At 42.2% G+C, this 14,935-nt stretch carries 11 protein-coding genes; all 11 read right to left on the minus strand.

Features of this window, described 5'->3' with window-relative positions; genetic code table 11:
- Nucleotides 1-74 precede the first annotated feature (74 nt).
- The 11 genes from ftsA to AC0UA9_RS05385 all read right to left on the minus strand — a co-directional run bounded on the left by ftsA (nt 75) and on the right by AC0UA9_RS05385 (nt 14,870).
- A complete protein-coding gene (gene ftsA / locus AC0UA9_RS05335) occupies nt 75-1,310 on the minus strand; it encodes a cell division protein FtsA (protein ID WP_475657993.1) in 1,236 nt (411 codons plus the stop codon).
- Nucleotides 1,303-2,304, minus strand: a complete 1,002-nt coding sequence (locus AC0UA9_RS05340) for a cell division protein FtsQ/DivIB (protein WP_475657995.1) — start codon at nt 2,302-2,304, stop codon at nt 1,303-1,305. The genes ftsA and AC0UA9_RS05340 overlap by 8 nt, the downstream gene beginning before the upstream one ends.
- 29 nt (nt 2,305-2,333) lie before the next feature.
- Nucleotides 2,334-3,266, minus strand: a complete 933-nt coding sequence (locus tag AC0UA9_RS05345) for a D-alanine--D-alanine ligase (protein ID WP_475657998.1) — start codon at nt 3,264-3,266, stop codon at nt 2,334-2,336.
- Nucleotides 3,267-4,715: a UDP-N-acetylmuramate--L-alanine ligase gene (murC, locus tag AC0UA9_RS05350; RefSeq protein ID WP_475658188.1), complete on the minus strand. Its 1,449-nt coding sequence runs from the start codon at nt 4,713-4,715 to the stop codon at nt 3,267-3,269.
- Between the two features lie 19 nt (nt 4,716-4,734).
- The gene (murG, locus tag AC0UA9_RS05355) at nt 4,735-5,940 is read right to left on the minus strand and encodes an undecaprenyldiphospho-muramoylpentapeptide beta-N-acetylglucosaminyltransferase (protein ID WP_475658000.1); all 1,206 of its coding nucleotides are present in this window, start codon (nt 5,938-5,940) and stop codon (nt 4,735-4,737) included.
- Nucleotides 5,930-7,270, minus strand: coding sequence for a cell division protein FtsW (gene ftsW, locus AC0UA9_RS05360; protein WP_475658002.1), 1,341 nt, complete (start codon nt 7,268-7,270; stop codon nt 5,930-5,932). The genes murG and ftsW overlap by 11 nt, the downstream gene beginning before the upstream one ends.
- A complete protein-coding gene (gene murD / locus AC0UA9_RS05365) occupies nt 7,267-8,721 on the minus strand; it encodes a UDP-N-acetylmuramoyl-L-alanine--D-glutamate ligase (RefSeq protein WP_475658004.1) in 1,455 nt (484 codons plus the stop codon). The genes ftsW and murD overlap by 4 nt, the downstream gene beginning before the upstream one ends.
- Nucleotides 8,722-8,824: 103 nt before the next feature.
- Nucleotides 8,825-9,904 carry a phospho-N-acetylmuramoyl-pentapeptide-transferase gene (gene mraY / locus AC0UA9_RS05370; RefSeq protein ID WP_475658007.1) on the minus strand — a complete coding sequence of 360 codons (1,080 nt, stop codon included), beginning with the start codon at nt 9,902-9,904 and terminating at the stop codon, nt 8,825-8,827.
- Complete coding sequence (locus tag AC0UA9_RS05375) at nt 9,904-11,475, minus strand: UDP-N-acetylmuramoyl-tripeptide--D-alanyl-D-alanine ligase (RefSeq protein ID WP_475658009.1); 1,572 nt, start codon at nt 11,473-11,475, stop codon at nt 9,904-9,906. Before AC0UA9_RS05375 ends, mraY begins: the two co-directional genes overlap by 1 nt.
- A complete protein-coding gene (locus AC0UA9_RS05380) occupies nt 11,468-13,120 on the minus strand; it encodes a UDP-N-acetylmuramoyl-L-alanyl-D-glutamate--2,6-diaminopimelate ligase (protein WP_475658012.1) in 1,653 nt (550 codons plus the stop codon). Before AC0UA9_RS05380 ends, AC0UA9_RS05375 begins: the two co-directional genes overlap by 8 nt.
- Nucleotides 13,110-14,870, minus strand: coding sequence for a penicillin-binding transpeptidase domain-containing protein (locus AC0UA9_RS05385; RefSeq protein ID WP_475658014.1), 1,761 nt, complete (start codon nt 14,868-14,870; stop codon nt 13,110-13,112). Before AC0UA9_RS05385 ends, AC0UA9_RS05380 begins: the two co-directional genes overlap by 11 nt.
- Nucleotides 14,871-14,935 lie beyond the last annotated feature (65 nt).

A 14,935-nucleotide genomic window follows, 5' to 3' on the forward strand; every position in this document is an offset into this window, starting at 1 on the left:
TTATTCATATTAGTGCGGTTGCTCTTTTTCAAGTTCTGCCATGTAAATTTATGCCATTAAGGCAACAGGCAAACCTAAAACTCTCCTTTAAACCAAGCGCTAAAGCGTGACCATAAACCCGTAACGCCGTCGACTTTGTTATTTGCTTTTAAGCCTGACTCATGAGCCTTCACACCATAGTGCAGCAAGCCAACAACGGTGGCATAGCTTGGATCATTGATATATTCTTTTAAACCTTGTACTGCAATAGGCGAGGCTATGCGTACCGGCATTTGAAACACTTCTTCAGCGAATTGTTCAACACCTTCCATTTTTGCTGTACCACCGGTTAAAACATAACCAGCGGCAATTTGGTCTTCTAAACCAGCCTCGCGTACTTCTTCCTGAATAAGCTCAAATAACTCTTGATATCTTGGCTCGACAACTTCTGACAAGGTATGACGTGACATACTACGCGCGGGACGACCACCAACACTGGGCACCTCAATACTTTCTTCCATACTTACCAAATAGCGCAAGGCACAGGCATATTGCACTTTAATATCTTCGGCATGGCTTAAGGGTGTACGAAAAATTTTCGCTATATCACTGGTAACTTGATTACCTGCCACCGGAATAACAGCGGTATGGCGCAGCGCACCACCGGTAAATATTGATATATCCATAGTGCCTGCACCCATGTCTACTACACATATACCTAATTCTTTTTCGTCGTCAGTGAGTATTGAATAACTGGACGCTAATGCTGAAAAAATAAGTTGATCTGCATTTAAATTACAGCGTTCAACACATTTTACTAAGTTTTTAGCCATGTCGTTTGCACAAGTAACTATATGAACCTTGGCTTCCATTCTTACGCCCGACATACCAATAGGGCTTTTAATGCCATCTTGACAATCGATACTGTACTCTTGTGGTAATACGTGTAGCATACGGCGTTCAGCTGAAATAGGGACGCTGCGTGCGGTATGAATGACATTGTCTACGTCTTCTTGAACCACTTCTTTGTCATTTATTGGCACCATGCCATTTTCATTTTGACAACTAATATGCTTACCTGAAATACCCAAATAAATAGAGCTTATTTGGCAGTCAGCCATTAATTCAGCTTCGTTAATCGCGCGTTGAATTGACTGAATCACTAAATTTAAATCATTAACGCCGCCTTTATCCATGCCACGTGCAGGTTGGTTACCCACACCCACAATACTTAACTGATTGTCAGGCGTAATTTCACCAACCGCGACAGAGATTTTAGAAGTGCCAATATCTAATCCAACAACTAAGTTTCTTTCTGTAATTTTAGACATTTAAAGCCAACCCACTTGCTTGTAACTTGTTACGGCTAAATAATTCATTGTTATTCTTATCCCTTATCACTGTATATTTTGCTAAACGAGAGTTTTTTAAAAACGTATGCTGAGCAATTAAACTTGGCAAAAAGTCCTTTTGTAAGGTAGCTTTTACGGGTTGATATGAGCTTGCGCCTTGATGTTTTTTAATGCTAACTCTCGAAGATAACTCACTAATTTCCTTCCACCCGACCGCCAGCCCTGTATCATAGCGTAAATCGATGTAATCAACCGCTTGTTTTAACTGTTTTTTACCTTTATTTTGCAGTTTTTCTTGTTCGGCAAGGTGACGGTTGATTACAGGGTATACATCCATAAACCTTTGCACCCGTTTTACCCTTTCTTCACGGCCTAAATTAAGCCTAATGCCGTTATTTAGAGTGAGTTGCCACGAATAGCGCTCACTGAGTATTAATTCATCAATAGCCAAGTTTCTGTATTCAAGTAAATCATTTAAGTTGGTAAAATTTTCCAAGGCTAGCAATTCGCTACCTTCTGGCCCAAAAAACTCAGGCAGTGCTATATTTATTACTTTTTGCTCAGCTTGAAATGCCTTGCCAAACTTATTTAAAATGAAGTCGCCATTCCATATTGCAATCGGTGTTTGGTCAACAATATAAATTTTCACTTCATTCGGCCATTGTTTCCTCACCGCAACAGAATAAACCCAAGGCAATGCTGACACTTTTGCTTGAATATCATTCACGTTTACTTGAAAGAAGTTACCCAAGTCAATTGTGCTAATAGCTTCAAGCACTTGGTCACGCTGGGTGTATGGCATTTCACCACTAACTACAACATTGCTTACTGGCGCTTTTTCTTGCGCAACAAAAACTTGAGTGAGCCACCAACCTAGGTAGGCTAAACCAATAAGTACGCACACGAAAAACGCCAAACCAATGCCAAATGACAAGGTTTGATGTTGTTGTGGTGTAAGTTGCTTATTAATCATTCTTTTCTCTTAAGTTAAACGGTGCCAAATTATGCTAAAACGATACGTGCGACTAATTCACTAAAAGTTAAGCCATAGACTTTTGCTGCCTTGGGTACTAACGATGTTTCTGTCATACCTGGTACAGTATTTACTTCTAATACTTGCCAATTTCCATGACTGTCTTGCATCAGGTCAACACGGCCCCAACCGCTTGCACCTGTTGCTTTAAATGCTTGTAATGAAAGTGCTTTAATCTTGTCCTCTTCCGCTTTGGCTAAACCACACGGGCAATGGTACTGCGTGCTATTCAATTGATATTTTGCTTCATAATCATAGAATTCTCGTGGTGTTTCCATGTGTATTGCCGGCAGTGCCTCGTCAGCCAAAATGGCCACTGTGTATTCAGGGCCGTCGATCCAAGCTTCTAGTAAAACATCACCATCGAAACCAAAGGCGGCAATTAATGCATGCTTTAATTTCTCTTCGCTATCAGCCATCGCCATACCAATACTTGAACCTTCATGAGCAGGCTTCACCATGACCTTACCACCTAGCCCTTGTAGTAGTTGCCCAATATTCAGTGTGGCAAAGTCTTCCTTACACACAACAGCAAAAGCTGCCGTAGGTATATTGCAGGCTTTAAAAATTTGTTTACTGCGCACCTTGTCCATTGATAACGCTGACCCTAAAACATTAGAGCCGGTATATTGAATACCTAAATACTCTAACGCCCCTTGTAAACAGCCGTCTTCACCACCTCTGCCATGTAACGCGATAAACACTCGTTTAATGCCTTGTTCAACCAATTCGGTTAATGGCGTATATTTAGTGTCAAATAACACCACGTTAAATCCGGCTTGTTTAAGCCCCTTAGCAACGGCTTTACCTGAGTTAAGTGATACCTCTCGCTCTGCTGAATTACCACCGTAAAGTACAGCAATGACTTCTTTTTTTATTGCCACTAGGGCTTGTTTCGTCATTTACTTAATCTCTTCTTGCACTAGTAATGGGTTATTTGATAAATCCCTCGCGATGGTACCAATACTGCCCGCGCCTTGTGTTATTACCATATCGTTATCTTGTAATTGTGCTAGCAATAGTTCCGGTAACATCTCTGGGTTACTTACGTAAACCGGTTCAATTTGCCCTCGTTGGCGAATTGAGCGTGCTAAACTCTTGCTGTCTGCTGTTACAATTGGCGCTTCACCTGCAGCATAAACATCTAGGAGAAATAGGCTATCGACCTCTGAAAGTACCTCAACAAAGTCTTCATATAAATCTCGTGTTCTGGAATAACGGTGTGGCTGAAATACCATCACTAAACGTTTATCTGGCCAGCCCGACCTCATCGCTGCTATTGTCGCTTTGACTTCACTTGGATGATGTCCATAGTCATCAACGAGCACCATATTCCCTGCCGGTGTTTTTAAGTCGGCAAGCTGTTCAAAGCGCCGTCCTATGCCGGCAAACTCTGTGAGAGCTTGGCAAATAACTTCATCTGCAATACCTTCATCTTTGGCAACAGCAATCCCTGCTAGTGCATTAAGTACATTGTGCTGTCCAGGTAAATTAACGCTCATATCAAGTGGCGGTTGTCCCGCTATTTCTACCGTAAAGTGGCTAACACTACCGTCTTGCTGGTAATTAGCAGCGCGAATATCGGCATCTTCAGAAAAGCCATAAGTAATTACTTGACGACTAATACGCGGCAATAGTTCACGTACAGCGGGGTTGTCTATACACACAACGGCTAAACCATAAAAGGGTAGGTTGTGTAAAAATTCAATATAGGTGCCTTTGACTTTTTCAAAGTCACCTTGATAGGTTTCCATGTGGTCTGCATTGATATTGGTAATTACCGAAACCATTGGCTGCAAATGTAAAAATGAAGCATCACTTTCGTCAGCTTCTGCTACTAAATAACGGCTACTACCTAAACGTGCATTCGTACCAGCGCTATTGAGCAAACCACCAATAACAAACGTAGGATCTAATTGCCCTTGGGCAAAAATACTGGCAATTAAACTGGTTGTGGTCGTTTTTCCATGGGTGCCAGCAATGGCAATACCATGGCGAAAACGCATCAGCTCGGCTAACATTTCAGCGCGACGAACAACGGGTATACGTAACGCTTTAGCAGCCACTAACTCTGGGTTGTCTTGATTAATTGCTGTAGAAACCACAATAACACTAGCATGCTCAATATTTTCACTGGCATGGCCAATGGTAATTATTGCGCCAAGTGCCAGTAAGCGCTTAACCACTTGATTTTCGCCAATATCAGAGCCTGATATTTGATAACCTTCATTTAATAAGACTTCAGCAATACCGCCCATACCCGCACCACCAATACCAACAAAGTGGATACGTTTAACGCGACGCATTTCTGGTATGTTATTTTTGTTTTTACTCATTGCCTTTGGGCTCATATAGTTACTCATTTTTTTACTATGCTGCGGCTAGTTGCTGACAAATTTCTGCCACTTTATTGGTTGCATTGGCATCAGCTGCGGCAAAAGCCGATTGAGCCATTTTTGTTAATGTTTGTGGTTCATTGAATAATGCAATTAATCTCTTAGCTAATACCTCATTGGTTAAGTCATTTTGTTTGATTAAGATACCAGCCCCTCGAGACACTAAATACTGGGCATTTTTTGTTTGATGGTCATCAACAGCATGCGGTAATGGAATTAAGATAGCGGGCTTTGCTGCCATGGCTAGTTCAGATACCGTTAATGCGCCTGCTCGACAAATAACAATATCTGCCCACTGATAAGCACAACCAATATCGTCGATAAACTCAGTTACCTTGACCTGCCCATCGGCTAAGTGTAACTGGTTGTAGCGTTCAATAACCCCTTGATAATTCCCTTTACCGGTTTGATGCCAAACATTAAAGGGTAAAGTGCTTTTACTCATGAAATCTTGGCCATTTCTGTCTTTGCTATGATTTTCATTTTGTGCTGGCTTAGGTTCTTCCTCACTTTGGCTAACTAACTTAGCAAAGCTTTGCGGTACTACTTCATTTAAAACCTGTGCCCCCAAACTGCCACCTACCACTAAAATATTACGGCTCTTTTTAAGCACTGTTGTCGCATTTTTAATCTCTTGACTTTGTGCGCCAATGCTTGCCCTTAACGGGTTACCGACCACCTGCGCTTCAACCTTATCGGCAAAAGCATTAGGAAATGCACAACAAACTTGACTGGCGATCCGTGCTAACAAACGATTAGTTAACCCTGGTGCAGCATTTTGCTCATGCACTACTAGTGGTTTTTTCATTAGCCACGCAGCCAAGCCACCTGGAGCGCTAGCATAGCCGCCCATACCTAAAACCACATCTGGCTGAACTTTTTTTATAACACAAAGTGCCTGCCATACTGAATTTGCTAATTTAAACGGTAATTTTAGCCAAGTTTTAATGTTTTTTTTCCGTAAACCACTGATACTAATGAAAGATATATCAAAGCCATTAGCCGGCACTATTGCTGCTTCCATACGGTCAGCGGTTCCTAACCAATGAATACACCAGCCCTCATTTTTTAGTTGTTCTGCAACCGCAAGCCCCGGAAAAATATGCCCGCCGGTACCACCAGCCATCACTAAGATTGTTTTTGGCTTTTTCTCGTTTGTTATTGGCATACTATTGCTCATTGTTGCCTCCAGTTTTTCGAGGCTTTCTTTTTGACGAGGTTGCTTGAATACTTTGCATGCGTAATTCGTGGTCAATACGAATTAAAATCACCACCGCCAGCGTCATGATGATCATAGAGCTACCTCCGTAACTAATAAGCGGCATGGTTAACCCTTTTGTTGGTACCACCCCTGCACTTGCGCCAATATTAACCGCTGCCTGAAAGCAGAACCAAATGCCGATAGCATATGCGAAAAATCCTTCAAAGAACTTCTCTTTAGCTAACGCTTTTTTCCCTAGCATTAGTGCTTTAAACACCAACACCATACTCAAGATTAAAATAGATGCTACACCAATAAAACCAAACTCTTCCGCCACTACCGCCATGACAAAATCAGTATGGGCTTCGGGCAAGTATTCTAACTTTTGAATACTATTACCTAAGCCTTGACCAAAAGTTTCGCCACGCCCGTAGGCCATTAAAGACTGTGTTAATTGATAGCCACTCCCAAAAGGGTCTTCCCAGGGATCTAAGAAGCTGGTTATTCGACGCCAGCGATAAGGCTCAAAAATGGCGAGCAGTGATAGTGCTGCTACACCAACCGAGGCTAAGCTCACAAACTGCCATAGCTTAGCACCGGCTAAAAATAGCAAGCCAAAGGTAGTAACAAACATTACAATCACTGTGCCTAAATCTGGCTGCTTTAAGATTAAAACTGCCAGCAAACCAAAAACAATTAAAGGTTTAGCAAAGCCTCGCCAGTTTTCCATTACTTGGTCACGACGTCGCACTAAATAAGCAGCTAAATAACAAAAGAAAAATAATTTTGCCGGCTCTGCTGCCTGCACTGTAATAGGGCCTATGCTAATCCATCGAGTTGAACCATTAACAGATCGCCCAACACCGAGTACTAAAACTAATAACACAATAGCAAATAGCAGGAAGTAGCTGCTGTGCTTTTGCCACCACGCCATCGGCACCTGTAAAACAACACCTGCCATACCTAAACTCAGTACAATATAGATCGCATGCCGAATGACAAAGTGGAAGGGGTTATTAAATAACCTTTCTGCCACAGGCATGGACGAGCTTGCAACCATGATCAATCCAATCATATACATCACGAGTGCTAACACAACAAAGCTGCGGTCAAACACCATGCCGCTTTTCGGCGCTGACTCGCTTTTAAAAACGCTAAAAACACGGCTGTTGCTAATACTTGTCCCAAACGCAAAGATGTCCGCCAACCTGCCTTGCTGCTCTGCTTTGGTAGCTTTTTTAGCTGTTATTCCCTGTGCTGGCATCGTGGTTGGCTCTAGGGCGCTTTCATCGACTGTAGCAACTTTCATGAGTGCCCCCTTGTTGGTTGCGTCACTGCTGTTATAAATTGCTCGCCTCGGTCAACAAAGCTTTTGAACATGTCTAAACTCGCGCATGCTGGTGAAAGCAAGACAAAGTCACCAGCATTCGCCTGCTGTTTTGCCACCTGCACAGCTTCCACTAAAGACGCTACCTTATGTACATTACTTTGCTTAGTCACTAATGCAGCAATGCGGTCGCCATCTTTACCAAGGGTAATAACATGGCTAACGTATTGTGCTAAAGGGGCTTTTAAAGGCGTAAAATCAGCACCTTTACCATCGCCTCCGGCAATAAGGATTAACTGGGGGGCGTCATTGTCTTTTGCTGTAAAGGTTTGCGCTAAACCGGTAATTGCGGCAATAGTTGCGCCTATATTGGTCGCTTTTGAATCGTTTATCCAAACGATATTATCTGCACTAGTAATGCGCTGACAACGATGTGCTAGGCCGGTAAAACCTTTTAAATGTCCTACCATGTCTGTTAACGACCAATCAGCACTGTACCCCAATGCTAATGCCGCCAAATAATTTAAAGCATTATGCATACCTGCTAAAGGTAAATGCGCTAAAGCGATCAGCCCTCGTTTACCAAAAGCCAAATGCGCTTGTTTGTTTATACTCAAAATACCAAACTGTTCTTCAGTCGGCGCATCACTGCCAAAAGAAAAAGTAGGTTGAGCCTGATTAGGACTCATAGTGGCGATATCATCACGGTTAACAACGGCCAATTTCCCTTGCTGATAAATACTTTGCTTAATGTTTTGATAGTTTTCCATCGTTTGGTGACGGTCAAGATGGTCATCACTAACGTTTAATACGCTGGTTGCGATGGCTCGCATACTGCGTAATGTTTCTAATTGAAAACTCGATAATTCCAGTATGATTAAATCTGGTAAGCTTTCACTTGTTTGCTGAGGTGCTATGACTTCATTGGTGAAAATATCTAAGACCGGCTGACCGATATTGCCGCCCAGTTGAGCATTAACCCCTAAACATTTTGCTAAGTATGCCAGTAACGATACCACCGTAGACTTACCGTTTGAGCCAGTAACCGCTAATATGTCAATAGGCTTTTTGCCTTGTTTGATACTGCGCTCTTGGTTAAGTTGACAAAAGAGCTCAACATCCCCTATCACTTGGCAGTCTTCACTAATATGATGGCTAATTTCACCCGCTGTGCAGTCAATGCCAGGGCTAACAATAATAACGTCTGCATTGGCAATTAATTCCTTATGCCACTGACCTAAATGTAAACTTGCTGTAGGGAAGTCTTTAGCAAATTGCTGTTCATTATAAGGGGGTGAAAAAGGGTTGTTGCGCGAGTCGTTAACCGCAAAACACAAACCCTGCGCACTAAGGTAGCGAACACAGGACATGCCTGTGATGCCAGCGCCTAGCACGAGTATTTGTTTATGTTTTAAGTCGGTTAACAATGACATTGTTATAGTTTCTCTTATTGTCGTTTACTTTTAACTTTTAATATTTATTTACTACTATTTATGCGCTTATCACCCATTTATCTGGCTACAAGCACTCTTTTGCTTAACGAAGTTTCAATGTGGCTAATCCTATTAAGACTAAAATAAATGAGATTATCCAAAAGCGTACAATGACTCTTGGCTCTGGCCAGCCTTTTAACTCGTAATGATGATGAATAGGCGCCATACGAAATATTCTTTGGCCACGCATTTTATATGAACCTACCTGTAAAATTACCGATACTGTTTCAATAACAAACACACCACCCATAATAAATAATACTAATTCTTGTCTTACTAATACGGCGATAACGCCTAATGCTGCGCCAAGCGCTAATGAGCCAACATCGCCCATAAACACTTGCGCTGGATAGGTGTTAAACCATAAAAAACCCAAGCCTGCTCCAGCAATTGCGGTACAAACCACCACTAACTCAGAGGTTAAACCTATATAAGGTATATTTAAGTAACCGGCAAAATTAACGTTACCCGTTACATAAGCAAAAAACGCAAGCGCACCAGCCACCATAATGGTTGGCACAATCGCTAACCCGTCTAAACCATCGGTTAGGTTTACTGCGTTACTCGTGCCCACAATAACGAAATAAGTCATGACAATGTAAAAAATACCTAGCTGCGGCATAACGTTTTTAATAAAGGGGATCAATAAAAAGGTTTGATCAGGATGTGATATTTGGTATAAGAAAACAGCGGTGGTTAAACCCGCTACTGTTTGCCAGAAATATTTCCATTTAGCAATTAAGCCATTTGAGTCTTTTCGAATCACTTTTCGATAGTCGTCAACAAAGCCGATTAAGCCAAAGCTTACGACAACAAACAATACTACCCAGACATAAATATTCGCTAAGTTAGCCCATAACAAAACACTGACCACGATAGAGGCTAAAATAAGTATCCCCCCCATTGTAGGCGTGCCCGATTTAGACAAATGGCTCTCAGGGCCATCGTCACGCACTGTTTGCCCTATTTGCATTCTTTGCAAATAACGAATTAACTTGGGGCCAAAGTATAGCGAAATAAATAACGCTGTTAGGGTACTAACAATAGCGCGTAATGTTAGATATGAAAAAACATTAAAAGCACTATAGTACTGTGTTAAATATTCTGCTAACCAATGTAACATTAAGCAATATCCTGTGTGTTTGCGTTAAGCTTGTTGTCACTTAACAACGATTTTTTTGGTTGTTGTTTTGCATGCCAGTTAATAATATCTTCAACGACCAACTCCATTTGTGAGCTACGTGAGCCCTTTACTAAGATTTTACTCTTTTGGCCTGTACTATTTTCACTCGTTAGTAAGTTAACAAGATAATTTTTTAGCGCACTTTTATCGGTAAAGTGTCGGCTGATTGCTTTATTTTTTTCTACAAATGCATCACTGGTGCTTTGGCTTAATACGCCCAAGGTTAATAAAACATCAATTCCTTGCGCTTTAGCATACTCTCCCACTTCTTGATGATAACTGCGCGCTTCACTGCCAAGCTCGCCCATATCACCTAGCACTAAAATTTTTTGCTCTGAATAACCGGCAAGTAAGGCTATAGCCGCTTTTATCGACCCCACATTGGCATTATAAGTATCATCTATCAGACTCATTTCATTAGACACTGGTGTTGCACTTAACTGATGAACGTTTAAACGCCCTTTCACTGGTGCCATTTGTGATAAGCCCAGTTGAATATCATTTAATGTCGCGCCGCATTCAATTGCAGCGGCTGCCGCAGCTACCGCATTACAAACATTATGTTTACCTGGTACTGTTAAGGTAATACTGCAGAGCCCACGTGGGCTTTGTAGATCAAAGGTTGCACAGCCATTGTCGTCTAAGTGAATGTTTTCACTGTAACAACTAGCTGCTATGCGGGCGTTTTCGTTTCTGTTTCCAGTACAAGAAAAGGTGCGAACTTGCTTGTCCGTTAAGCGCCATTGCCATTTGTGGCTATATTTTGTTTCTCGGTTATACAGGGCAATCCCCTTTGCTGGTAAGCCTGAAAATATTTCACCTTTAGCGCGTGCCACGCCACATAAGTCACCAAAGCCTTCTAAGTGAGCTGCTGCGATGTTGTTGATCATGGCTATATCGGGTTTGACTAAGGCCGTGGTATAGGCAATTTCACCCAGATGGTTTGCGCCCATTTCAATCACAGCAAAATCATCTTGTTCCGTTAAACGTAATAACGTGAGTGGTACGCCAATATCATTATTAAAATTACCCTTTGTTGCTAAGACATTACCTAAGCGAGACAAAATTGCAGCTAACATTTCTTTCACTGTGGTTTTACCACTACTGCCGGTGATACCAATGGTTTTAGGTGCAACTTGCTGCTTAACATAAGCGGCTATATTACCAAGCGCTATACGTGTATCTTCAACAATAATTTGCGCCACTTGGCTGCTGTCCACTTGCTTCATTGCTTTTTCAACCACGACTACTCGACAACCATAGTCAATGACTTGCTCAGCAAATTGATGACCATCGAAGTTGGGCCCTTTAAGGGCTAAAAAAGCGCTTTGTTTATTGCTAACTTGTTGCCCTGGTAAGGAAGCAGCTGCAGTAGGTTTTAAAACACTGGGTTCAATAAACTTGCGTGAGTCTGTTACGAGATTATTTACGGTTATCGCTTTCAGTGCTTCATGGCAAATTAATTGGCCATTCACAGCATTAGCAATGGTTGTTAAGGATAGGCTAATCATGCAGCCCCCTTTCAGAGGAGGCATTGGCTCGGTCATTATTTTTGTTAGGCTGATAGCGGTCAAAAAAGTTTTTTACAACCGCACGCTCGTCATAGTCAATTTTTTTGCTACCGACGACTATATAGTCTTCATGGCCTTTGCCAGCTAATAGCACAACATCATTGGCTTGTGCTTTCGCTAATGTTTCAAGTACCGCTTGTTTTCGGTCAAGAATCACCTGTGCTTGGTTTTTATCGTTAAGCCCAGCCAGTACATCTGCAATAATAGCCATTGGTTCTTCAGTACGGGGGTTGTCGCTAGTGACAATGACGTAGTCAGCATGTTTTTCAGCCATTTGAGCCATCAATGGCCTTTTGCCTTTGTCTCTGTCACCGCCACAACCAAACACAACAAATAAGTTGCCATGGCAATGTTGGCGACAAGCGATTAATGCTTTTTCTAAGGCGTCAGGCGTGTGTGCATAGTCAACAACTGCGGTGGGGGCTTGTTCCTTGGAATAAGGTGAGGTAAACGCTTCCATTCGGCCTGCAATGGCACTTAGTTGTGTTGTTTTTTTCGCAATACTGCTTAATGAAACGCCTTCTATTAACAAAACAGCGATTGCCGCCAGTAAGTTGTCAATATTAAAGTCGCCTAATAATGGGGTATGTATAACAATATCACCCAAGTGAGTATTTAAGGTGAATTCAACCCCTTGTTGCTGGTGTTTAATATGACGGCAACTCACAAATTTTGCCTGTTGACGTACGCTATCGCTTCTTCCATAAAGCAAAACATTAGCTTGTGGTGAGTCAGGTGGCATAGGCCAGTGACTTAACCAGGCTTGTGCTTGGGCATCATCACCATTTAATATCGCAATTTGTCTGTGCTCGCCAGTGAACAATTGTCTTTTCGCTGCGGCATATTCTGCCATAGTGGTGTGGTAATCTAAGTGATCACGACTTAAGTTGGTAAAAATAGCAATGTCAAAGGTGTTGTTGGTAATTCTATTTTGCTCAAGTGCATGAGAAGAGACCTCCATAGCAAGGTGGCTGATGGGCTTTTCATTAACTTTACTGCCACTAAAGCGGTAAAACAATTGCATTAAGTCTGTTGCACTTGGCGTGGTGTTTTCTAATGTTGTTAAGTGGTCAAACATACCTGCGCCATTGGTACCAACAATGGCACAAGGTTTTTCACAGCTCGTTAACAGTTGCCCTAATAGTTGGCTGGTACTCGTTTTCCCATTAGTTCCGGTAATGCCAATCATGGTGAGTTTTTTTTCTGGCGACTGGTAATAAGCGCTTGCTAGGGTAAAGAGTTGTTTGTTTAGCTGGTAAAAACTAATAATTGCAACTGGGTGGTGAGCTGCGTCACTAAAGTGAATAGCACCGTGTTCAGCTTTATTTTCACATTCTGCTATCACTAATTTGGCACCATTAGTAATTGCTTGTTTATTATAGTGACGACCGTCTTGTGCCTGGCCAATTATAGCGCAAAATATGTCTCCCCTACCGTCTGCACTACTAATATGCCGGCTGTCGTTAGTAAGATCTCCTTGATAATGAGCTAAATCAAGCTGATCAGCAGCTGTAATGCCAAAGCTATTTAATGCCTGTTTTATATTCTGCGTAGCAGGTGAGTGAATAGACGGTTTAAGCATCATTAGCCTCCTGAGTAGCCACATTTTCATGACTTGTTTTTTTATTCTTGCTTAAGGCTATTTTATCAGTAGCATCGGGAGCAACATTTAACACTTGTAAGGCTCCTTTCATTACACGAGAAAATACGGGTGCAGCCACTTCACCACCATGATATAAGTCGCCGCTTGGATCATTGATAACCACTACCACCACTACTTTAGGATCAGAAATGGGGGCGACTCCGGCAAACAACCCTATGTAGTCATTACCATAACCGCCAGCAACCGCTTTAAAAGAGGTTCCCGTTTTGCCGCCAACACGATAACCATCAACTTTTGCTCTTTGTACGTGCTCATCGACCACGGCTTCAAGCATTTTAGTAACGGCCACTGCGTTTTTTTCAGAAAATATGCGCTCTTCTGGTGCAGGTGTATCGTTTTTAACTATCGAAAATTCACGCTTAATGCCACCATTGGCTAAGGTTGCATAGAAACGCGCTAATTGCATTGGTGTTATCGCTAGACCATAGCCCCAAGACAATGTTGCTAATTCGAAATTTGACCAGCGGTTTCTGTCGTGCATCATGCCTGAGCTTTCACCGACTAGATCTGTGCCTGTGCTATCAGCAAAACCTACGTCAAAAAATTTACCTAGTAAAAAGTCTTTCGGTATCGAAAGCGCTAACTTAGTGGTTCCCATGTTGGAAGAGAGCACTAAGATGTCTTCAATGGAGAGCTTTCCACGGTTGATGGGGTCATTTACTCGCCGACCACCTAACCGCATCCACCCAGGATGAGTATCAACAATGGTGTTAAGATCAGCAGTACCAAACTCTAAGGCCGTTAACACCGTTAGGGGTTTCATGGTTGAGCCTGGCTCATAAATATCTGTTATGGCACGGTTTCTAAAACGATGAATGGCGGTATTGCTTCGATTATTTGGGTTATACGATGGGCTGTTGGTTAGTGCTAAAATTTCACCCGTATGAATATCAGCAACAACGACAGAGCCAGAAGTCGCTTTGAAAGCCTGCACAGCGCCCTTTAATTCTTTATACGCAAGGGCTTGAATACGCTGGTCAATGGTTAACATAACATTTTGGGCTGCTTGTGATTTCTCAACAGACAGTATTTCTACCTTCCGCCCTTTCGCATCTTTTCTAAAACGTTTAACTCCCTCTTTACCCGTTAATATTTCATCGTATACGCGTTCTATTCCTTCAATTCCTTTATCATCAACATTGGTAAAGCCAACAATGTGAGCGCTGATTTCTCCTGTCGGGTAAAAGCGCTTGGACTCTTTGCGCAAATAAATACCGGGTATTTTTAGTTCACGAATGTAACTGGCCATGGCGGGCGATATTTTGCGCTCTAAATACACAAAGCGCTTACTTGCACTTCGAACCACGCGCGCGGTTAACGCCTTAACATCTTGGCTCAAGACATCTGCTAGCGCTTGCCAGTGTTCAGTCATGGCTAAGGCGTTATTGTCCATGATTATTTTAGGATCAGCCCATACCGTTTCTACTGGCACGCTAATGGCTAATTTGTCCCCATTTCTGTCAACAATAGAGCCACGCTGTACTGTATGAGAGGCAACACGCATTGAGCGTAAATCACCTTGCTCTCTTAGCATGTCAGGTTCAATTACTTGAATATAAGCACTACGCGCTAACAACCCAGCATAAATCAAGACAACAAAGCCTATCACAACGTAATAACGCCATGTGGTTGTAGTAGCTTGGTTGCTGCGATTATTGGCTTGTTTATGCATTTAACTAACGTACTTACTGGTTGTTTATAAATTAATTTTGGGGAGCAATAACATTGCGTATTAGC

This window comes from Colwellia sp. F1, from assembly GCF_056238625.1.

Excerpts from the sequence above, each read along its gene's own strand:
- AC0UA9_RS05340 (WP_475657995.1), bottom strand. The coding sequence starts at position 2,304 with ATGATTAATAAGCAACTTACACCACAACAACATCAAACCTTGTCATTT.
- murD (WP_475658004.1), bottom strand. The coding sequence starts at position 8,721 with ATGTCATTGTTAACCGACTTAAAACATAAACAAATACTCGTGCTAGGC.
- mraY (WP_475658007.1), bottom strand. The coding sequence starts at position 9,904 with ATGTTACATTGGTTAGCAGAATATTTAACACAGTACTATAGTGCTTTT.
- ftsW (WP_475658002.1), bottom strand. The coding sequence starts at position 7,270 with ATGAAAGTTGCTACAGTCGATGAAAGCGCCCTAGAGCCAACCACGATG.
- murG (WP_475658000.1), bottom strand. The coding sequence starts at position 5,940 with ATGAGCAATAGTATGCCAATAACAAACGAGAAAAAGCCAAAAACAATC.
- AC0UA9_RS05385 (WP_475658014.1), bottom strand. The coding sequence starts at position 14,870 with ATGCATAAACAAGCCAATAATCGCAGCAACCAAGCTACTACAACCACA.
- AC0UA9_RS05345 (WP_475657998.1), bottom strand. The coding sequence starts at position 3,266 with ATGACGAAACAAGCCCTAGTGGCAATAAAAAAAGAAGTCATTGCTGTA.
- AC0UA9_RS05380 (WP_475658012.1), bottom strand. The coding sequence starts at position 13,120 with ATGATGCTTAAACCGTCTATTCACTCACCTGCTACGCAGAATATAAAA.
- murC (WP_475658188.1), bottom strand. The coding sequence starts at position 4,715 with ATGAGCCCAAAGGCAATGAGTAAAAACAAAAATAACATACCAGAAATG.
- ftsA (WP_475657993.1), bottom strand. The coding sequence starts at position 1,310 with ATGTCTAAAATTACAGAAAGAAACTTAGTTGTTGGATTAGATATTGGC.
- AC0UA9_RS05375 (WP_475658009.1), bottom strand. The coding sequence starts at position 11,475 with ATGATTAGCCTATCCTTAACAACCATTGCTAATGCTGTGAATGGCCAA.